Raw genomic sequence first — 20873 nt, 5'->3', positions numbered from 1 at the left:
CTTTTTAACGCTTGAAGATGGAGAAAAGCTCGAAAATTCATCATAAATTCCACTTTCAAATGAAATCGATTTCATTTGGTGTTAAAAAAATATTTTCCAAACTCCATCCTTAACTTCCCCATCATTTTTCTATGCTTTGTCTTACCTGGAAAACCAATCTTATTGTACATGTAGCCCCGTTCAATGAAATCGATTTCATCTAGTTTTAGAAACGCTTTCTTATCTATGAACCTAGTTTATAATATTCAGTTTACTTTGTAAATACTTTTTTAAAAATTTTGTTAGTTTATCTTTTTATTCACTGTAATCGCTTTCTAAAGAAGCTCAATGTGAAGAAAAAAGAAAAGGCATACTTCTTTAGTATGCCTACGGGCTCTAAGTCTAAGCATATGTATAATCACTCAAAAACACTTATTCTTCTGCAAGGACAAACGTAATCTCATTTTCTTTTGCATAGTGCTGATAGCTGACGTCCACTTTATCTGTAATTAAATAATCCACTTCATGCAGCTGACAATACGTAATCATTGCATACTTATCAAATTTTGTATGATCTGCTAATAAAAACACTTTTGTGCTTCTTTTTATGACCGTTTCTTTGATTTCACTTTCAACGGGCGATGAATTGGTAACGCCATTTGATATGGAAATACCCGTAGAAGCCATAAATACTTTATCAAAGTTGTAATTCTTTACAGGATTGGCATGGTTAAAGCTTGAAAATGATTGAGTTTCACGCTCAAGATAGCCGCCCGTAGAAATTACTTTTAACGCATCAAAAGGCAAGGCTTTTACTATAACATCTAAACTATTTGTAACAATCGTTATTGATTTGTTCTTTAGAAATTCAATCATTTCTAACGTGGTAGTTCCTGAATCAATAAAGATGACGTCTCCGTCTTCTACGTACTGAGCTGCCGTTTTGGCAATTAAACGCTTTTGAAACTGATTTCTTGTTTGTCTTTCATTAAATGATTCAAGCTTCACATGATTAACGGCTACTCCGCCGTATACTTTTTTAATATGCCCTTCATCCACTAACTTTTGAACGTCGCGTCGAATCGTGTTTTTGGAGACTTCAAACACCGAAACCAAATCATCTAATGAGACAGATTCATGTTCAAAAACATACTCTTGAATTTGTTGAATCCGCTTCGTTTTTAACATTTCTACCTCTCCCGTTTATCTTTCTTTTCGCTTTTTTATTACTTACTATTATAACCTTTACAAAAGGCATTTTCTAGAAGAGTAACTGCTAAAACAAAGAGAGATTGAGACATAACTCCATTATTTCCAGCTAAAGACAAACAAGTTAGATACATAACATAAGCTAGAAGCAACTCAATCGATTAAAATCCTACCAAAGAAAAAATCCGAACGAGCTGGATTTTCTATCAAGAATCTCCATTCATCGTTCGGATCTTGCTTCAACTGTAATTCTTTTGTCTCAGCCTCTTTTTTATTAAGCTTTATGACTTGTATGAAACTCTCTCATTTTCTCTTTTACAGTCGCCATCACCGCTTCTTTTCCCGGTGCAAGAATGGTTCGCGGATCATACACGTCACTGTCACTTTCCAACGTGTGACGGACAGCACGCGTCCAAGCCTGAAGGCACTCGGTGTTCACATTAATCTTTGCATGTCCAAGAGCTATTGCTTTTTGAATTTGGTAGTTTGGTATACCAGAACCTCCGTGTAACACCAGCGGCACATCTGTTAAGTCAGCTATTTCTTTCATTTCGTCAAAGCCCAGCTGAGGTTCGCCTTGGTACTGTCCGTGAACGGAACCTAAAGCAGCTGCCAACGCATCGACTCCCGTTTCTTTTACAAGACGCAGACATTCAGCGGGATCAGCGTACACGATGTTGCCAACAAGCCCGTCTTCCATTCCTCCGACTGTTCCGACTTCAGCTTCAACTGAGACATATTGAGCACCAGCATAGTCTACTACTTGCTTAGTCATGGCAATATTTTCATCAATTGAGTAATGAGAACCGTCAAACATGACCGAGCTAAACCCAGCGTCGATAGCTTTTTTACATCTTTCTACACTCATACCGTGATCTAAGTGAAGCGCGACAGGAACAGTAATATTCATTTCTTCTAACAAACCTTCAATCATGCCTACAATGGTTTTAAATCCGCCTAAATAGTCCACAAGCCTGTCTGAAACGGCTGCAATGACAGGCGCTTTTTCCTCTTCGGCAGCTTGTAAAATAGCCTGTGCCCACTGCAGGCTGTTAATATTATACTGACCAACCGCATAGTTTCCTTTTTTAGCGGCATGAAGCATATCTTTCATTGATACTAGTTTTGAAGATACTAACGTCACTGACTGACACTCCTTATCATGAATATGATTTTGTTGTTTGAAAGCTGTAGTATTCCGAGATAGCCTTAACGGTTGTCTCTTTAGCCGTCTTAATTGCTTCTTCCGCGTTTAATTGATAATATTCAGGTCGGAATAGCTCTACAGATACCGCGTCATTATAGCCTTTTTCTTTTAATGTTGAGAAAATAGCATCTAAATCAATTGCTCCTAGACCTGGCCATACTCGGTCTTCATCTGTTAAGAAGCCAATAGGAAAATCTTCCGTGTCATCAATATGAACGATAAATATTTTAGAAATATCCGCTTGTTTTAAGTCTTCCAACTTTGATCCCATCGCATGGAAGTGGAAGCAGTCAAGTACTAATCCTACGTTATCTCGGTTCACCGTTTGCACAATGTCATACGCTTGATCAAACGTATTAACCGTACACTGAGGGTGTCCTACAAACTCAACGGCGATTTTAACTCCGTAAGGTTCAGCCAATTCCGATAATTCATTCAGCACTTGTACGCAGCTATTTTTAATCTCTGCTTTTACGATTTTTTGTTCCGTTACTAAAGGAACGGCTACGATATAGGGAGCACCTATCTTTTGAGCGGTTTCTAGCATACTCTTAAACTCTTCTATCACTTCCTGGTACTCTTTTTCACTGCGGTTATTAAAGAAAACTAAAGCGTTCAGCGCTAGCGGTTTAATATGATTTGTATTAAAAAACTGCGCTAAATCATCCATTGAGTGACTTTCTAAATACTCAGGGAGTTTATCCATCGTGCGAATTTCGATATAATCATATCCGTGCTTGCTGCAATATTCAAGGTCCTTTACAAGATTTGAATTTTCTAATGTTGTTGCTTCGTTAAAACATAGTTTCATAATGATTCTCTCCATTCTTTACTTAAATAATTTTATTGTCATTCATGACGTCAGCGTCTTCATTATCATAGCTGCGGAACCTTTGCTCCAGTTCTTCAAGCGTAAGCCCTTTTGTTTCCGGTAAAAACTTTTTAACAAATAAAATCGCTCCGATTCCGAATACAACAAAGACAAAAAACGTAGTGGATAAGCCAATGCTGGCCAGTAAAACAGGAAACGTTAAACCTACAAGGAAGTTAATTCCCCACAGACAAAATACGGTAACACCCATCCCTAAGCCTCTTAATCGTAAAGGGAAAATTTCTGAAAGCATTAGCCACGTTACCGGAGATATAGCTCCTTGCTGAAATGCGAGGAACGTAATTGTTAGTGCTAATACGATATATGGAAGTGCCGCGGACCCTTCAAATACAAGAGAAAATATACCAATCAGCAGCAGGGCAGTAGTCGTTCCTACCAATCCTGTTATAAGCATTGGTCTGCGTCCAACTTTACCTAGCAGCCAAATGCCTACAAACGTGGCTAAAACGGAGATGACCCCATTTCCGATATTTCCAATAAGGGCAGCTTCTGTTTGAAAACCTGCGTCTTTTAAAATTTCAGTGCCGTAATACATGATGGAGTTTACGCCGGTAATTTGCTGTACGACAGCAATTCCAATACCAAGGAAAACGACTCTTCGAACCCACGGAGTTGTTAAGTCTTTAAACGTTGCTTTTTCCATTTTTGCTTCTTGTTCGTAAGCGCTCTCAATCTCCTGCAGCTCTGATTTGGCTCTTTTACTTTCCCGTATCTTTTGAAGAACCGTTAGCGCTTCGTTATTTTTCCCTTTTGACACAAGCCAGCGCGGACTTTCTGGTACTCTAAGCATACCAAAGAATAAAAAGACAGCTGGAATGGCAGCGATTGGCAGCATGTATCGCCAAACGTGAGGGTTTTCTCCTAGCATATTTCCGATAATCGCGTTAAACGTAAAGGCAAGAAGTTGACCAGTAACAATCATAAGTTCATTTTGAGTTACCATTTTCCCCCGGCTTTCAGCTGGTGACATTTCTGCTAAATATGTCGGTACGGTAACAGATGCGCCCCCTACAGCAAGTCCTAATAGGAAACGGCAAAGGATCATAACAGCTGCGTTTGGCGAAATTGTACATCCAATTGTGGAAACAAAAAATAGAATGGCGAGATACAGAATCGTTTTACGCCGCCCGTTATAATCTGCTAGTCTGCCGCCTACTACCGCACCAAATGCAGCACCAAATAACAGAGCACTCGTCACAAGACCTTGAGTAAAAGAGTTGAGATTCAATTGATCAGATTCAGACATATAAGGCAATGCCCCGTTGATAACTCCCGTGTCATATCCAAAAAGCAGTCCACCAAACGTAGAAACTAAAATGATCGTACGTAAAAATGAATATTGATTTCCCTGTTTACCCATGCTAATTCCCCCGTCTTATTTTAAGAATGAATAACTAACTTTTCGTTAATGTACTTTCGGGCCATTAAAGCATATTCCAATGGATGCGCAATAGAAGGGTCTTGTTCCGCCTCCACTACAATCCATCCTTTGTAATTGTAATCAACTAACGCTTTATACACGTTTGTAAAATCTACACATCCATCACCAGGAACGGTAAACATACCGGCTAGAAACGACTGCAAAAATGACTTTCCTTCTTTTTTGCACTGCTCCAGCACGTTTCTTCTTGCATCCTTAAAATGAACGTGTTTAATACGATCTATATGTTTATGTAATAGCTCCATATAGTCTCCGTCAGAAACGTAAATATGTCCCGTATCATATAAAAGATGAACATGATTTGCGTCGGTTCCTTCCATTAATCGATCAATTTCAGCTAATGTCTGTACACCTGTCCCCATATGGTGATGATAGACAAGGCGTAAACCATATTCTGCTGCGATTTTTCCCAGCTCATTTAATCCTGCACATAATGCTTCCCATTCTTGATCACTGAAATAAGGTTTTTCAGCAAAAACATTTCTTTCAATCCCTTGAACACTATAAGTTTGCTCAGATACGACCGCCACATCAGCATGCACTTCCTGCAGATACTGACAATGTTTGTGAAATAAATTTGACGTCTCCTCTATCCCATCACGAATGATAAAACTGCTAAACCATTGACCTGCAATTTTTAAGTTTCGAAGCTCAAGCTCTTTGTTTAATATGCTTGGTTCAGGAAAAAAACCTCCCACTTCCGTTCCTTGAAAGCCCGCTACGACGATATCGCTTAACAGATGCTGCAGTGTGTTTTCTGCACCAATTTCAGGAATATCGTCATTTCTCCAGCCGATTGGAGCAATTCCCCACAGAATATTTTCGTTTCCCATTTTGATTCCTCTTTTCCCCTTATTGTTTAATGCTGCCTCACTAACAATAGATAGTGATAAAACTTACCAATCTTATAACTCTACAAATGAAATCGATTTCATTTGTAGATAAAAAAACTCATTTGTTATGTGTTGGTTAAATATTGGTTAAGTTTGAATTAATATTAATATTAAAAACGCTTTCAGTCAATAATAAAATTTCAGAATTTTTTATACACTGCAATTGCCTAAAATCCTATGACTTCTAAAAATGCTAGTTATAAAAGATATCGTATCCACTTATATAACCACATAAAAAAGCTTTATCTACTGTTATTTCAACAATAGATAAAGCTTTTATGAGAAAAGTTATATTTCTTATTTTAATAGTATGATTATTTAGTATGAATTTATGGAATGGATTTATGAAAAAATGACCTGCACCTTTTTATAATCAGTTTCCTTTTACTTTTATAATAGCTTCTCCGTAGCTTGTCATTGACGTTTTAAATTCAGTTATGAACTTCTCTACTTTTGAAATAGATTTTTTCATTTCATCGTCTCCTTTGCCTCTTATATAGCTCTATTATCAACAATTGTCTACTGTTTGACAAAGTCAGTGGAAACGGAAACATTCCGCATGAAAACGTAGACATATCTGTTAAAAGAGGAGAATCTTCTCATTTGCTTAGTATTTCATCATTTTCCTTTCTTTTTTAGGGTCTCTTCTTACGTGTTTTGGTCATCCACTAAAAGAATTTATGAGAACTTTCTTTTATAATCGGCTTTACACTTCGTTTACATTCCCTCGTACTAACAGCAGGATCACTATGTGCATTAACATTAGCCTTACCTTTTGTTCCCTTTCCATTTTTTATCCAAATTACCTCTTGCCTTAAAGTTAACTTTAACGTTTAAGCTAGTTTTACAGTTTTTAAAATACAAAAAAGGGGAAATACAATGCTGATTAAAAGAATAACGGTGCAGCTTTCTGAAGGACTTCAAGCTAGACATACAGCTTTATTTGCACGTGAAGCTTGTTCGTTTCAAAGTGACATTTTTATTTCGAAAGATGGAAAGTGTGTAAGTGGAAAAAGCATCATGAAGGTCATGGCTTTAGCTGTTAAAAAAGGAGATGAAATAACGTTACTGACAAATGGAGCGGATGAACACGCCGCCGCTCGCACCCTTGAAGAATTTCTTTTGACTAAATAGAGATAAAAAGCTGCTACACTATTCCTTACTCTCCTTTTTTCATAAAATCATAGAAAGCAAATTTTTTTAAAAAAACTCTTGCTTTAAAGTCGACTTTAACGTTTAAGCTAGTGTTGTAGCTTTTAAATACATCAAATGACGAAAGGATTGTGTTTTTACTTATGTGTAATCAACATACAACAACATCACGTGTTTTAAGTGCGCCGCATGCAAAGGCAAAATTCGAGAACACGACAATCGAACGCAGAGAACTGCGAGCAGACGACGTTTTAATTGATATTAAGTTTAGCGGTATCTGTCACTCTGATATTCATAGTGCATTTAATGAGTGGGGCGGCGGAATATTCCCAATGGTTCCTGGTCACGAAATCGCGGGAGTAGTTGAAGCGGTTGGAGAAAGCGTAACAAAATACAAGGTTGGCGATCGCGTTGGCGTGGGATGTTTCGTTGACTCTTGCGGAGAGTGCGAGTACTGTGTGAACGGTGACGAGCAATACTGTACAAAAGGCGTTGTTCAAACGTATAATTCGTTGGATTATGACGGAAATCCTACATACGGCGGCTACAGCCAAAAAATCGTCGTAAAAGAAGGATTCGTTGTTCGTATTCCTGATAAGTTAAGTATGGATGCAGCAAGTCCCCTTCTATGTGCAGGTATTACAACATTTTCTCCGTTAAAGCACTGGAATGCTGGCCCTGGCAAAAAAGTGGCGATCGTGGGAATGGGCGGTCTTGGACATGTAGCGATTCAATTTGCACATGCAATGGGTGCTGAAGTGACGGTATTGAGCCGTTCTAACAATAAAAAAGAAGAAGCTCTAAGCTTTGGCGCAGATCACTATTTTGCAACAAGTGATGAGACAACATTCACTGAATTAGCGGGTCGCTTTGACCTTATCTTAAACACAGTATCGGCTAACCTGAATGTGGATCAATATTTATCATTACTTCGCGTAGATGGAACGCTTGTTAACGTTGGCGCACCGGCTAACCCAGATCAGTACAGCGTATTCTCACTTATCACGGGACGTCGCAGCATTGCTGGTTCACTTGTAGGCGGCATTCGTGAAACACAAGAAATGCTTGATTTTGCGGCTGAACACGGCGTTGCTCCTATGATTGAAGTTATCGATGCTAAGCAAGTAGATGAAGCGTACGAGCGCGTTCTTCGCAGCGATGTTCGCTATCGATTTGTTATTGACATTTCTACACTGTAAATTTAGAAAAAAGCGGGCAGCTAATTGGATGAGCTGCCCGCTTTTTATTTCTTTATAAAATACGAAAAACAACCGATAAATTAGGCTTTAGATGAAAGCTCTTCCTGATACTTTTGTTCTAATTTATCATAGTAATCAATTTTCGTTTCCACTTTTCTAAAAGCTGCGTCCAGCTCTCTTTGTTTTTCCATCATTTTCTCTCTATGCTTTTCAAATATCTGCTTGCGCAAACCGATTGTATCATCGCCTTCTTGTGTTAATTCAACAATTTTACGTAATTCTAAAAGGGCAATATCCGTTTTCCGTAAGCAAATAATAAATTCTAACCACTCGATATCGGACTCGCTAAAAATACGATTTCCGTTCTCATCTCTTTTTATAAAAGGTAAAAGCCCTTGCTGTTCGTAGTATCGAAGCGTATGCGTAGGCAGCCCTACCTTTGCAGCGGCCTCTTTAATATGATATTCCATTCCACTATACCCTCCATCGCCATTCTTAGTGCGGCGTTTGCTTTATGTACCTAAGCTTCCCTTTTTACGGGTGCTTTCAACTCTTTTTCTAGGTTTCTACTATACAATATATATAAGAGATTCCGCTATTTTCTTTACTATGAGGTAACTGTATAAATAGTATCATAAACATTAAAGTAAACGTTAAGGCAACTTATAAAGAGCTGCCGTGAAGTCAGCAGCTCTTTTCATTTTTATATAAAATACGATTAATCTGCGGCCATCACTTTACTTAGTTCATTTAATAAATAATCAAGGGTTTGACTGATTCGAACTGTATTACGACTTGTAAGACCTTCTGTAAGTCCTAACATAACCATGTGCTCTCTTGCTGTTTCGATTTCTGTCATTAAGACTTGCATGACAACTCCTTTATACCACTTCACAGCTCATCACCCCTTTTTACTATACATATATCTCATATGCGGTAATCTTAAACCTATCATACAGGTTTTTGGGGGTGAATAGCGAGTTTTATAGCTTCAACAGTTGTATTTTTTATGAAGTAAATATACTAATATATTTATTGAAATAGAAAGTATCACTCCACTTTCTGTTAGAAGTTAAAAAAAGGCCTCCTAATGGAGGCCTTTTCTTATTTCTTATAAAACAGTCTAATACAAAGCCTTAGCCTCTAAAATATTCTCTATAATACGAACCTTTCTCACACTCTATCTCATAGCGCAGCCTAGTTTGCTTTCTGTAAAGCTCTTCGGACAGCTCATTAAATTCACCTTCTGTGATAGATCCATGAATTAAATTGTTGAATAAATTATTAAGATGTTCAGTTAATTCTTGAAGTTTTTTTTCTTTCAATGAACGTCACCCTTTAAAATAATTTTCATCTTCTAAAATTATATCAAATAAAACGTTTTCATACGATATATTTTTTACTGAATTATCGTATTAAAGTGATGAAAGTATTTTTTAACGACCGAAAAAACAGACAAAGAGCTCAGATAAATCATTAATCACATGATTTTAGTAAAAAATAAGTAGATAAAGACCGCGGACAAAAAAGCAAATGGTATCAACCGTTTTGACAAAAGCATAGGATGAAAAGAAAAATTAAACGAGAAAAGGAGAATGAGTATGCACTATACACCTTATTATCATCAGTGGCAGACTCCAGTGTATTACGGGTGGCAGCCATATAGTTATTATGTGCCGAATCACTATCACACCAGCGAACAGTTTCAGCAAAGAAACGGTAAATTAAAGGACTACGGACCAAGGCCGTTTGTTATTAACATTAATGAAGCATCAAAGCAAAACAATACGTACCGCACTGCTTTATGGACGGGAACACATTTACAAGTGACGCTAATGAGTCTTAAGCCCGGTGAAGATATCGGCTTAGAAATCCACCCTAACGTTGATCAATTCCTGCGCATTGAACAAGGGCAAGGCGTTGTTCAAATGGGCAAAAGTAAAAACAATCTAACCTTTAAACGAAAAGTCTACGATGACGATGCGATATTTATCCCTGCCGGAACGTGGCATGATGTCACCAATACGGGTACCACTCCGCTAAAGCTTTACTCCATATACGCTCCCCCAAACCACCCATTTGGTACGGTTCATGTGACAAAAGCAAACGCTCTGGCTGAAGAACATTAAAAATGAGCAGAACGTTATGCAGGATTGGAACGCTTGTTCAGGATTAATACTAAGTGAATAGATGAATGTCGACTAAAGAAGCCCGCTAGAAAATCGGTGTATGACCTTTTCTAGCGGGCTTTTTTTAAACTTGCTATACATACAGGATTTTATAGCCAAGGAAAGAATTATAGAATAAACTAATCTTTTTAAACCGCTTAAAATAACTGAAAGGCAAACAGGCGATGAAAATTTTTTATAAAATTCCCAAATCAAACGTACATCCTTCTCTTAAACTAGCAAGAAAAATTCTATATATATCTGTAGAAGCAGTCATTATGACCATGCTTGTGATTAAATCTTTTACTGTGGCCTATGAAAACGATACAAATTTAATTCTCAGGCAGCTAAATGAACTAAAAGCTTCCATTGGCGGATTTGGCATAAACGAATCACTATTTTGGTTTATGATAAAGTGCAGTATTTGTACCATCGCTACATTTGATATGTGCTTATACTTTCGAAAAAAGCTAAAAAGAAACAAAAGAGTTTTATGATTTATACGCTAAAGCTTTTACATTGGACCGCTGTTAATTTCCGTGCAAGGCTTCGCTTTCCGCGGGCGGTCGATGAGCCTCCTCGTCGTTTGCGCTCCTGCGGGGTCTCACCTGTTCCGCTTTTCCCGCAGGAGTCTTCGCCTTGCCCTCCAATCAACAGCTAGAAGCATTTAAACACATGAAACCTACATTCAGCATACCAATAAAAAGCCGAACAAGTTGGATTCACAATCAAGAATCAAACTCGTTCGGACCTTCCTTCACCTAAAACACTTTTGTTCCGTCCTCATGTTTAATAGAAAAATAATAAAAGTAGAGGCATATTACACCTCTACTTTCTGTTTAGAAATCTACATCGATATCTTCTTGAATGGTTCCGGTCACTTTTTCACTTTTAATTAATTGACCTTCTTTAAATGTTTCTTCTTCCTCATTTTCAACGGGTTTCAGCTGCTTATAGGAAGGAGCTGACGCAGAGCCCAGCTCTTTTTTAAGCAAATGAATTTCGCCTAACAGCTCGGCTCTCAATGAATGAATTAACGATTGAAAATCTTCTTCCCGGCTGTCTTTCTGCCCGTTTTGTTCCACAAGCTTCGCTACATAATCCTGAAGTTCCTTTGCCTGCGAGGCCTCATACTCCTCACGATTTGCAGCAAGACGTGAATTCATTTCTTTTTTTAGTAAGTCAATTTCGCCCAACAGCTCTTTTCGAAGTGAATAAACTAACGTCTCCACTTCATTTTCTTTGCTCATTTTTTGCAAGTCTTGCTGGATGAGTCTTACTACATAGTCCTGCAGCTCGTTTGCCTGCTGTTTTTCTTTCAGAAATGAAGACACTTCTGACGGAATGTCAGCAGTGTCGATTGTGAAATTTGCACCTTCATCTCTATTACTTACGGTCTTTTCCCTTGCTCCCATCATATCTGCTGATAGATTGCCAGCTGTCAGAAACGCATTTGATAGTAAGTAAAACGGTGCAGCCATTTGGGAGCTTAGCTGACCGTACCAATCATCTAGTGCTTCCTTAAGGCGAGTGTTTTGATGACTCATATATGCTCCCCCTTTTTAAACGTGAACTGCGTTTGTTTCATGTCTGCTTAAAATTTCAAGACCGTATAAATTTAATTTGCGCGTCTCCGGCAAGAAAAGATGATTTTCTTCTCTGATTTCTTCCCCGTACATGTTATCAATCTGCTCTGCAATAAACTGTTGAAGGATAGGAGCCAGTCCTCCAATATAAATATATTTATAGACTTTATCTTTTGGCGATGGAAATAGATTTTCAATTTTCGTTAATAAAATTTGCGTGTATTCTCTAAGCGAAGCGTGAATAGGCTCCGTGAGATCTACTTTTTTCCCGCTATTGCCGTCTCTTTGCTCCATTTTTGCTTTATGGATATTAGCAATAATAAACTCTTCTAATGAACGAACATCATCAAAATACTCAAGCAGTTTTTCATTTCTTAGCTTTTCAATATGCTTCAAATATGAAATATCCGTAAGACACTTCAGCGAATTTCTGCTTTTAGGAGCTTGAAGTCCTGCAGGAAGAAGCGCAAGGTCAACCGTGCCTCCGCCCAAATCTACAATTAGCGTTTCAAAATGTTTGAATGCATTTGCTTCTTCTCTATCTTGTAATTCAAAATCTTTTTTGATCGCCCAGCGAGCAACTTCACTTTCAATACGGCATTTGCTCGTTTCAATGTTCACAGTGAGCGTTTTTTCTAATCCAGGAGTCAATACCGTAACCGTGTGCTCTCCTTGAAAACGTTCGGCCATCTTCTGCTGCATTTCACTGAATTTATTTGTTTTCTTAAGCAGCCAAATCGGAAGCATAGTCGAGAAATAATTAATCGTCACATGATTATCCTCTTTGTCTTTTCCTTTAAGTATGTTGTAATAAGCAACTGAAGCTAAAAACATCACATAAGGAATATCGGATTCAGTTTTATTATGTAACTTATTAATATGGATATTGCCTAGCACGTGTTTCTCTGCTGCGTCTCCTACTAAATAATACTTTTCTACTCCTTCGATTGTTGTAGAAATCAGTAAATTTTGAAGAAGTAATTCCGGTTCATTTACACTTGAAGGAAAATGACCCTCTGCCTGATTTTTTGTGATTTCTACTACGTTTGTAGGAATTTCATAGTAATAACCATCCACTAGCGTTTGAAAAATTGAGTTACCAAAATCAACGTTTTGACGTTTGATATCCATCCTTGTTTCTCCCCTTTATCTTTTCGTGACAACACTAATAAGTATATATTTTCCTCATTTGTTTGTCTAAGTATTTAAATAATTTATGTTATTCGAAATTGACAATTAATTAATTTTAGACGGCTAATATAATTGAAAAGCACTTGGAATGCTTCTTTTTACCAGTACCCCTTTTTACAAGGAATGTAACATGTGACGCTGTGACTTTCCCTTATTTTTTTGCAATATAAGCCCTTCAATCACCAGCTAGAAGCAGCCACATACATGAAACCTATGTTCACCCTAACAACAAAAAAACCCGAACCATCACTCAGATTAATAGTTCGGATTTAACGTTAACTAAAATATTTTTGTCTCAGCCTCTGGGCTTTTTTATTTATTAATAACGCCATTTGTCTTTTTTTCTTTGCGGATTTTCTGGCAGTTTACTAAAGCCTATTTCTTCAAGACCTTTTTCTAACGTCGCTCTTGTTTTGATTGTTCCAAAATCCACGCCTAAATCCACAACGGTTTGCGCGATTTCCGGACGTATTCCGGTAATCATCGTTTTAGTGCCGATAAGCTGTAAGGCTTTTACAATTTGAAAAATATTGTCCGCTACCATCGTATCGACGATAAGAACACCTGAAATATCAAATATTAAATAACTCAGCTGCAGCTGAGCGCTTTTTTCTAAAGCCGTTTCCATAATAAGCTGCGAACGATGCGTATCAATTTGTCCAACGATTGGCATCACAGCGATTCCTTCAGAAAGAGGAACGATGGGAACTGATAATTCTTCTAGCGCTGCATAAGCGCGTTTTATGGTCTCCGTATTATGTTCTTCATAGATTTCGACAAATATATGATTAAGCTGATCAAGCATCGGATCAATTTTTTTACTTACATCAAGCATCGTAATAGGAGCAAACTGCTTCTGCTGCAGCTCTTCTGTAAAAACACCCCATATCACTGTTCGAAACAGCGCAAGTGATTTTAACGTTTGACTCAAAGAAAGTCCGTTTTCCACAGCCACTTTTCCTATATCTGTACCCCACTGAACGATTTTCTTTAAAACGACCGAGCGCTCCTCGAATAACGACTCGCCTAAATACTCAATGAGTTCTGCTCTCCATTTTAAAACTTCGCTTTCTTCGTGGTAAACCAGCTTCCGCTTATATTCAGAGTCCATCAGATCAGAAAATTGTATCGCTAATTCCTGCTTATTATCGATAATTTTCTTCCCTATATATAACAACTCATCCCTCATTTTTTTCTTTATCTCCTTTAGTTAGCAGAATTAACGATTACATTTTATAACAATAGTTATATCACATACAATATAAAAATATAACCGAAATAAAAAAATTGTTAGGCCCTCCCTATTTACTTTCACCCCTATTCTTCTAATCAGTATACCTGCCATAATGGGATTGAAATTTCAGGGTTTGGGTAAAAAACTACTATGAATTTATTTCTATACTTATAAGGGGGCTTTTTCAATGAGCAAACATAAAGGAACCGTTAAATCTTTCAACGAATCAAAAGGATCTGGATTTATTACACCCGAAGACGGATCAAAAGAAGTGTTCGTTCACTCCAATGCGATCGACCGTGAGGAATATAAAAACCTGGCAGAAGGACAAAAAGTAGAGTTTGAAATTCAAGAAGGAGCTAAAGGACCCAGCGCTATAAAAGTACACCCAGTTGACTGATAGAGTGACATTTACATACAGGTTATGGGTAGACTGTCGAATCAAATACTTTTCGAACTCAAAAACACCTCTTCGCCTTTTGTTCGAAAGAGGTGTTTTTTTGTATAATGCAACTAATTCTACATTCAAAATTAGTTACTATTAGCTATTTTAAAAAAACAGTTCTAAAGTTGGCGGACAAGTATCCAAACATTTCCTCTACGAGTGAATACAGTATAGAGTACTGCAAAGAAAGGGTGATTATTATAAAAAAGTATTATTTCAATTACAATGATAAAGATGACAAATATTATGTAGAAAAATCTTATCCTTACAAGAAGAAATCTCGCGAAGCTTCCCTTAACAATAAGAAAGAGCAGCTTCAAGAAGATGCCCCTGAGGAAGCACGCGGCTGGGCTTATGGACGTGAAGAAGATAGCTCTGAAGAATCACAAGTTTGGATGTATGAACGCGAAGAAGATTTCTATGAGGAATCACATGATGGGGCTTCTAGATATAAAGAAGATAAAGGCAAAAAAGGAAGCACGCGGGAGTCAGCATTTAGAGCGCTTAATTTAACGATGCCTCAAAATGTTCCTGCAAATACGTTTGTGAAAGCAGTTTTTCCAACTGAACAATTTGATTTAGCAAATGAATATAATCCGATTACTTCTACCTTCCGCCCCAAAAAAGATGGCGTATATTCCATCATTGCTACAATTGGATTCTCTCCTAACGACCAGATGCTAGATTATAGAACTCGTATAGAAATACGTGTAAATGGGACAACCGCTATCGCTATCGATAACGATTTCTTTGGCGGGGACACACCGTTTGTTAATGCGGTATCCGTGTCTACTATTTACAATTTAGAAGCTGGAGATCGCGTTGAAGTTTTTGTTCAAAGCAGCATAGCTGGTACAATCGTCACATCAGAAAATGGCTCGCATTTTGAAGCAGCGAGATTTCCTTCTCCAACAAATAACTAACACTAGCTTTTAGACAAAAGCATCAATCCCCTCTTTTTAGATGGCTTCATCTTTCTAAAGGAAGGGATTGATATGAACATTAGTGATCTAAAGGTCCATAGAAACTTTTTAAGCGTTTGTATGTACATAATTATTTAGTAGATTTATAGCATTAATTCAGTGTATCAAATCATGTACTTCTATGTAGTCTGCTGCCTCACTCACGCTTGCTTCGCTAACTTTTCCGTTACGCTGCCAAGCTCTTCAACTAACCCACTTAAAAATTCCGCCGTCTGGCCAATGATCTGCAGCGATTGCAGCTGACGCACGGAAGCAGAAGAAATGCCCCTGCTGCTTGCAGCCGATTGATTGGCAAAAGCGGTCATATCGCTGACGGCATGGAGCACCTGCGTAGATCCGACTGCTATTTGCTGAGCAAAAGCAGCCGTTTGCTCAATTTGCTCGTGAACGTAGGCAGATGCGTCGGCGATTCGATTAAAAACATTTTCCGCTTCGTTGGCTAGTAAAATACCGTTTTTTACATCGGCTGTTCCTGATTGAATGAATGCTACGGCTTGAGACGTTTCTTGCTGAATATGCTGAATGAGCCTTGCTACTTGTTCAGCTGACTGATTGGATTGTTCGGCAAGTTTGCGAACTTCCGCTGCTACGACCGCAAACCCTTTACCATGTTCGCCTGCGCGCGCTGCTTCAATTGCAGCATTTAGCGCCAGTAGATTTGTTTGTACAGCAATGCCTGAAATCACACTCATAATATCGTTGATTTCCGCAGAACGTTCTTTTAACTGATGAATAACGCTAGCTGCATGCTGAACAGAAGAATCGATTGTATGAATTTGTTGAATTGCTTCTTGAATTTTTCCTTTTCCCTGCACGGCTTCATTTGCTGTTTGATCAGAAGCTTCGCTGACTGCCGCTGAAGCCTCAGCTATTTTGGTTACGCCTTGCGTCATCTCTTCTAGAAACTCACTGCTTTTTTGAGCCATTATTACCTGCTGCTCAGCTCCTGCGGCTAGCTCTTGCATTGAAGCAGACGTATGGTGACTAGCCGTTTTTGATTCTTCTAAATTCCCCTTTAAGTTGTCAACCGTTTGTCTTACCTGCCCATTCGTTTCATGCAGTTTTTTCATCATGTCATAAATGATATGCTGCTTTTGTTCATTTTCCTGATGAAGCTGTTCTGTGTATTTTTTCTTTGAAGTAATTTGCCAAGCGGTTGCCCCTGATGTAAAAAGCAGATAAGCCGCGTGAAGGCAAAGCATCGAAAAGGAATAAGAAGACGTTCCGAAAATAATCGGCGTAAAAATTGGCACGAAAAATCCAGCTAGATGCTCGATGACAAAAATACCTGTCATTAACAATAACAGCTTTACATTTTCATAGTAGGAAAGAATAGCTATCACCATAAAAATTGAAAAGTGATACTCGACCATTCCTCCTCCCCCTACAACCGTGCTGATACTTGAAAACGTCAGCGTTAGCGTCACAAACGCAGATACTAGCTCATGCTTTTTAACGTACAGCACAAGCAGCACACCAAGAAAAAGAATAGGAAGCATCAAAAAGATCATGGACACTTCGCCTGGCGTTGAATTATGTTCCATGGACATGCCGGACATACGCACCGGCCAAATACGATGAATGATATGTATGAGCAGAGAAAGTGTCACTGCTCCGCTTGATAAAACAACCATTAATTTATGTTTATCCATGTTTATCCCTTTCTATATTAGACAATACTTCCTTTATCTATAGAATCGGCTGCAGATTGGTTTTTTTTATAGAAATTCACGTTATTTTTCCCCTGTCGTTTTCCTTCATACAGCGCTTGATCCGCCTGTTTTAACAGCTCTTGAAACGATTCTCCGTTTTCTGGATAATAAGCGGCTCCAATGGTCGATGTAGCTGTAAAGATGCAGGATTCAATACTCCATTCTTTTTGAAGCTCTCCGTGAATTCGTTCAATGATTTGCTGTATTTCCTCGCACCTTTCAATCTGCCGAAGCAAGATAACAAATTCATCGCCTCCAAGGCGATATACTTCGTCACATGCGCGAATGCAAGACGTTAAACGATGTGCGTACTGAATTAAAAATGCATCGCCAATATCATGGCCAAATTGATCGTTCACTTCTTTAAAATTATCGCAGTCTAAAAACAGCAGGCCAAACCTTTCTTTTTGCTCAATCGCAGCCTGTACTTGTTTTTGCAGCATCATTCGATTCGGCACCCCCGTTAAACTGTCATGAAATGCCTTAAACTTCAGCTGATTTTCCAGCTTTTTTTGTGCAGTAATATCGGTTTGAATCAGCACGTAGCTTGAGATGCGATGATGAATATCGGTCAGCGGAACAATCGTCTTATGGCTCCACACGATGACGCCTTCTTTTGTTATGCTTTTGACTTGCCCTCTCCAAACCTTTCCTTGTCCAATACTTTCAAGAATCCGAGGGTCATAGCTTACATCAAACAGTTCATATGATTGTCCAATTAGCTCTTCTTTTTCATAGCCGAATATCGTACAGAACATATCGTTTACATACATAATCGTTCCATACGGATCCAGGACGCTTACGATAGCAGACTCATCAAGGGCATACTTCATGTTTGCTAAATCTTTCACCGTGTTTTCCAACTTTATTTCAGCTGTCTTTTCCTGTGTAATGTCCTGAGCAATCAAGTAAATACCAATCCATTCATTTTCCACTATGATGGGCACGTTTGTAACATATAAATAAATCTTTCCTTTTTCTTTGTGCCACGCTTGGATTTCTTTGCTGTAGCTTTGGTCGTATATGATGTGATGAAAAGGCAAAGCACGTGCGTCAATCTTCAGTTTTTCTAGAAGCTGCCTGTAAGAACTGTTGATGATCTCCTGCGCATCGTAGCCGAACATTTGCTCACAGGCAGGATTTGCTTGAACAATTTTACCGCTTAAATCCATCATGCATATAGCGTTTTCATGGTTCATAAAAAGCGATTTATACTGCTCCATGCTTTGGGCTAATTCTTTTTTTAACTTCTGGATATTTTTACTCATCACTAATAGGTGCGTACTATTGTCGGCATCATCAAAAATTGGAGTAAGCGTTGTTTCAAACGCTTCAGCTTCATCTAAGAAGGTATTTATGTCATGGTAGGTAACTGGCTTTTTTGTTTCCATTGCTTTCATATAGTAAGGGTAAAGGGAGCGATACGTTCGCTCAGGGAGTACGCTTTCTAGCCGCATGCCCGCTTCTCCTTGGCACCGTATAAGCTTAGCAGCCGCTTTATTCATTTTTTTATAATAAAGATGTTGGTTCTTTACTTCCGCTAAAAAAACCAGCTCATTCATTTGATCAAAATAAAATTCAAACATATGATCTTTCAACATGGTAGGATGGATCTCCTTCGTTTTTTCACAGATGAACGCCCCCTGTACTTTACACTTCTGTATGAAATATACACTAGATCTTTTCACACACAAACACAACTTTAAATGTACAAACAGTAGTTCTTTTGTATCATTACCTACCCTCCTTTACAAGAAGGGTAAACATGGTGAACAAAAATAAAAGAGATTGAGGCATACCTACATCCATCCAATCTAAAAACGAACAAATGGGATAAAGCAGCTAGTATGAATCACTTGTTCCAACGCTGTTAATTTTTTTGCTGGCGGCCAATGAGCCTTGCCCTCTATTCAGCACTTAGAAGTCCCTGCATATATGAAACCTACCTTCATCAAAACAATAAAAAATCCGAACGCGTTTGATTCTCTATCAAGAATCAAACGCGTTCGGATCTTCCTTCAACTAAACTGCTTTTATTCTAGGCTCTTTTTTAAACTACTTAATTCCGTAATATTCTTCAAGCGTAATGCCTTTACTCTTAATCGCCTGCGCCACTGGTTTGCCTACATATCGCAAATGCCACGGTTCATATTTATAGCCGGTCACCGCATCTTTTCCTTTTGGATAACGAATAATAAATCCGTATTCTGCTGCGTGGGCATCGAGCCAAGTTGCTTCTTTAGTTCCGCCAAAGCAGTCTTGAGCAGCACATGTGCCGTCTCCTTTTGTTACATCAATTCCAAGACCCGTTTCGTGTTCACTCGTGCCTGGCAATGCGCTATAAGTTGCCGCTTTATCATAACCGTCTCTTTGAACATACGAACTAAAAAGCGCGCTTTGCGTTGCATGTGAACGGTAAGCTGATACGCCAAGAAGCGTAACGCCTTGTTTTTTCGCACCTGCAAATAACTGTGCAATAGCAGCGGCTGCTTCACTGCGCATTTTTTTCTTTTCCGTTTGTTCTTTGAATGTAAATGGAATCGTTGTATATACTAAATCTTTCGGAACGTAGTTTTCCGGAAGCTTGTTTTGTTTATTCACAACAACTTGTATGCTTTCAGGGTTCGAAACCACTTTCATACCAGCTAATGCTCGTACGTATTGACCGCTTACATAGCCAACCTTACCTTGATACGTAATTTTCAGCCAGCCGTTTGCTGCTTTAGCCGTTACGTCGAGCTGTGTGCCGGCTTTTAGTGTTGCGATAACCGCACCAGAAGTTGAAGCAGTTGTTCGAACATTTAAATTCGCTGTCGCCACATAGACAGAAGCCGCCGGAGTAGGAGCTGGAGCCGGTTCAGAAGAACCCGTTGATTCCTTTACGTACTGCGTGCTCACATAGCCCGTTTTGCCTTGATAGCTTACTTTTAGCCAGCCGTTCGCTGCTTGTTCTGTCGACGTTAGCTGCGTGCCTTGTTTGACCGTTACAACAATCGCGCTTGACGTTGAGGGAGCGCTTCGAATATTTAAATTTGCTGTTGTTACATAGGTTTTGGTCGTTGAACTCGCTGACTTTTTAACATACTCACTGCTTACGTAACCCGTTTTGCCTTGATAGCTTACTTTCAGCCAGCCGCTTGCTGCTTGTCCAACTACCGTTAGCTGCGTGCCTTGTTTGACTGTTGCAATAATCGCGTTGGACGTCGATGGGCCGCTTCGAATATTTAAATTCGCCGTTGTTGTATATGTTTCCGCCGCTGCGCTTGCTACAGTTGGCTCACCCGTAAAATGTGAAGAATGAAGACCTAGAGTTCCTGCCCCTACAAGTGTAAAAGCAAGACCTGTTACCGCTAATTTTTTGTAAAATCTTTGTTTGTTCGCTTCTGTCATTTTTTATACCTCATTTGCAAAATATAATAGAAATATATGCTGCTAGTTTAATAGGTTAAGTGAAAACAGGATCCGATGTTTAAGTTCAACCTTAACTAAACAACATTAAGTAAATTTATTCGACGTCTAGAGGCTTATCATTACTTCGTTCCAGCTAGCACGTACTTTTAGAATACCGGATAATCGTATCAA

Annotated in this window: 20 protein-coding genes and 1 pseudogene; 6 read left to right on the top strand and 15 right to left on the bottom strand. The window is 38.6% G+C overall.

Translation table 11 applies throughout. The features are described from left to right. Positions 1 to 411: 411 nt before the first annotated feature. The 5 genes from ACFX4W_RS02530 to iolE form a co-directional block, all read right to left on the bottom strand. A complete protein-coding gene (locus ACFX4W_RS02530) occupies positions 412 to 1167 on the bottom strand; it encodes a DeoR/GlpR family DNA-binding transcription regulator (RefSeq protein ID WP_230183273.1) in 756 nt (251 codons plus the stop codon). A 295-nt stretch (positions 1168 to 1462) separates the two neighbouring features. After that, positions 1463 to 2302 (bottom strand): class II fructose-1,6-bisphosphate aldolase, encoded by an 840-nt coding sequence (gene fba, locus ACFX4W_RS02525; RefSeq protein WP_280560730.1) that lies wholly within the window; start codon positions 2300 to 2302, stop codon positions 1463 to 1465. 46 nt (positions 2303 to 2348) lie between these two features. Continuing rightward, positions 2349 to 3206 (bottom strand): 2-keto-myo-inositol isomerase, encoded by an 858-nt coding sequence (gene iolI, locus ACFX4W_RS02520; RefSeq protein WP_043981178.1) that lies wholly within the window; start codon positions 3204 to 3206, stop codon positions 2349 to 2351. Between the two features lie 22 nt (positions 3207 to 3228). Next, on the bottom strand, positions 3229 to 4647 hold the full coding sequence (locus ACFX4W_RS02515; protein WP_043981176.1) for a sugar porter family MFS transporter: 1419 nt from the start codon (positions 4645 to 4647) through the stop codon (positions 3229 to 3231). Between the two features lie 20 nt (positions 4648 to 4667). Continuing rightward, entirely contained in the window at positions 4668 to 5561 is an 894-nt protein-coding gene (gene iolE, locus ACFX4W_RS02510; RefSeq protein ID WP_043981174.1) for a myo-inosose-2 dehydratase, read from the bottom strand. Positions 5562 to 6500: 939 nt separating this feature from the next. Here iolE and ACFX4W_RS02505 point away from each other — a divergent pair. Together ACFX4W_RS02505 and ACFX4W_RS02500 are read left to right on the top strand one after the other, a co-directional pair. Continuing rightward, entirely contained in the window at positions 6501 to 6755 is a 255-nt protein-coding gene (locus tag ACFX4W_RS02505) for an HPr family phosphocarrier protein (protein WP_043981172.1), read from the top strand. Between the two features lie 161 nt (positions 6756 to 6916). Beyond that, the gene (locus ACFX4W_RS02500; protein WP_043981170.1) at positions 6917 to 7972 is read left to right on the top strand and encodes an NAD(P)-dependent alcohol dehydrogenase; all 1056 of its coding nucleotides are present in this window, start codon (positions 6917 to 6919) and stop codon (positions 7970 to 7972) included. Positions 7973 to 8052: 80 nt separating this feature from the next. Here ACFX4W_RS02500 and ACFX4W_RS02495 read toward each other — a convergent pair whose 3' ends face one another. The 3 genes from ACFX4W_RS02495 to ACFX4W_RS02485 form a co-directional block, all read right to left on the bottom strand. Then, positions 8053 to 8442: a MerR family transcriptional regulator gene (locus ACFX4W_RS02495; protein ID WP_025750854.1), complete on the bottom strand. Its 390-nt coding sequence runs from the start codon at positions 8440 to 8442 to the stop codon at positions 8053 to 8055. Positions 8443 to 8690: 248 nt separating this feature from the next. After that, positions 8691 to 8867 (bottom strand): aspartyl-phosphate phosphatase Spo0E family protein, encoded by a 177-nt coding sequence (locus ACFX4W_RS02490; protein ID WP_223260221.1) that lies wholly within the window; start codon positions 8865 to 8867, stop codon positions 8691 to 8693. 241 nt (positions 8868 to 9108) lie between these two features. Then, on the bottom strand, positions 9109 to 9297 hold the full coding sequence (locus tag ACFX4W_RS02485) for a hypothetical protein (RefSeq protein ID WP_013058178.1): 189 nt from the start codon (positions 9295 to 9297) through the stop codon (positions 9109 to 9111). Positions 9298 to 9573: 276 nt separating this feature from the next. Here ACFX4W_RS02485 and ACFX4W_RS02480 point away from each other — a divergent pair, with 276 nt between their 5' ends. Both ACFX4W_RS02480 and ACFX4W_RS02475 read left to right on the top strand, forming a co-directional pair. Then, the gene (locus tag ACFX4W_RS02480; protein ID WP_016764982.1) at positions 9574 to 10101 is read left to right on the top strand and encodes a cupin domain-containing protein; all 528 of its coding nucleotides are present in this window, start codon (positions 9574 to 9576) and stop codon (positions 10099 to 10101) included. A 224-nt stretch (positions 10102 to 10325) separates the two neighbouring features. Further along, on the top strand, positions 10326 to 10637 hold the full coding sequence (locus tag ACFX4W_RS02475) for a hypothetical protein (protein ID WP_043981166.1): 312 nt from the start codon (positions 10326 to 10328) through the stop codon (positions 10635 to 10637). Position 10638: 1 nt separating this feature from the next. Here ACFX4W_RS02475 and ACFX4W_RS02470 read toward each other — a convergent pair whose 3' ends face one another. The 4 genes from ACFX4W_RS02470 to ACFX4W_RS02455 all read right to left on the bottom strand — a co-directional run bounded on the left by ACFX4W_RS02470 (position 10639) and on the right by ACFX4W_RS02455 (position 14106). Then, positions 10639 to 10794, bottom strand: coding sequence for a hypothetical protein (locus tag ACFX4W_RS02470; protein ID WP_162488940.1), 156 nt, complete (start codon positions 10792 to 10794; stop codon positions 10639 to 10641). Positions 10795 to 10979: 185 nt separating this feature from the next. Then, a complete protein-coding gene (locus ACFX4W_RS02465; protein WP_043981164.1) occupies positions 10980 to 11687 on the bottom strand; it encodes a hypothetical protein in 708 nt (235 codons plus the stop codon). A 15-nt stretch (positions 11688 to 11702) separates the two neighbouring features. Next, positions 11703 to 12857 carry a ParM/StbA family protein gene (locus ACFX4W_RS02460; RefSeq protein ID WP_043981162.1) on the bottom strand — a complete coding sequence of 385 codons (1155 nt, stop codon included), beginning with the start codon at positions 12855 to 12857 and terminating at the stop codon, positions 11703 to 11705. Positions 12858 to 13236: 379 nt separating this feature from the next. Next, the gene (locus tag ACFX4W_RS02455) at positions 13237 to 14106 is read right to left on the bottom strand and encodes an STAS domain-containing protein (RefSeq protein ID WP_013058183.1); all 870 of its coding nucleotides are present in this window, start codon (positions 14104 to 14106) and stop codon (positions 13237 to 13239) included. A gap of 232 nt (positions 14107 to 14338) precedes the next feature. Here ACFX4W_RS02455 and ACFX4W_RS02450 point away from each other — a divergent pair, with 232 nt between their 5' ends. Both ACFX4W_RS02450 and ACFX4W_RS02445 read left to right on the top strand, forming a co-directional pair. Beyond that, positions 14339 to 14551, top strand: a complete 213-nt coding sequence (locus ACFX4W_RS02450; protein ID WP_016764987.1) for a cold-shock protein — start codon at positions 14339 to 14341, stop codon at positions 14549 to 14551. Between the two features lie 527 nt (positions 14552 to 15078). Continuing rightward, positions 15079 to 15519 (top strand): annotated as a pseudogene (locus ACFX4W_RS02445) (hypothetical protein); the annotation flags it as partial. A gap of 200 nt (positions 15520 to 15719) precedes the next feature. Here the strand turns inward: ACFX4W_RS02445 and ACFX4W_RS02440 are convergent. From ACFX4W_RS02440 to ACFX4W_RS02430, 3 genes are all read right to left on the bottom strand, one after another. Further along, the gene (locus tag ACFX4W_RS02440) at positions 15720 to 17231 is read right to left on the bottom strand and encodes a methyl-accepting chemotaxis protein (protein WP_052500334.1); all 1512 of its coding nucleotides are present in this window, start codon (positions 17229 to 17231) and stop codon (positions 15720 to 15722) included. Between the two features lie 17 nt (positions 17232 to 17248). Further along, the gene (locus ACFX4W_RS02435) at positions 17249 to 18892 is read right to left on the bottom strand and encodes a sensor domain-containing diguanylate cyclase (RefSeq protein WP_052500333.1); all 1644 of its coding nucleotides are present in this window, start codon (positions 18890 to 18892) and stop codon (positions 17249 to 17251) included. Positions 18893 to 19346: 454 nt separating this feature from the next. Further along, positions 19347 to 20681, bottom strand: coding sequence for an SH3 domain-containing protein (locus tag ACFX4W_RS02430; RefSeq protein ID WP_043981160.1), 1335 nt, complete (start codon positions 20679 to 20681; stop codon positions 19347 to 19349). Positions 20682 to 20873 lie beyond the last annotated feature (192 nt).

Source organism: Priestia sp. YIM B13489 (assembly GCF_042787645.1).
Classification (GTDB): Bacteria; Bacillota; Bacilli; order Bacillales; family Bacillaceae_H; genus Priestia; species Priestia megaterium.
The sequence above is the reverse complement of the archived record's forward strand: the minus strand, read 5'-3'. Positions and strand labels throughout refer to the sequence as shown.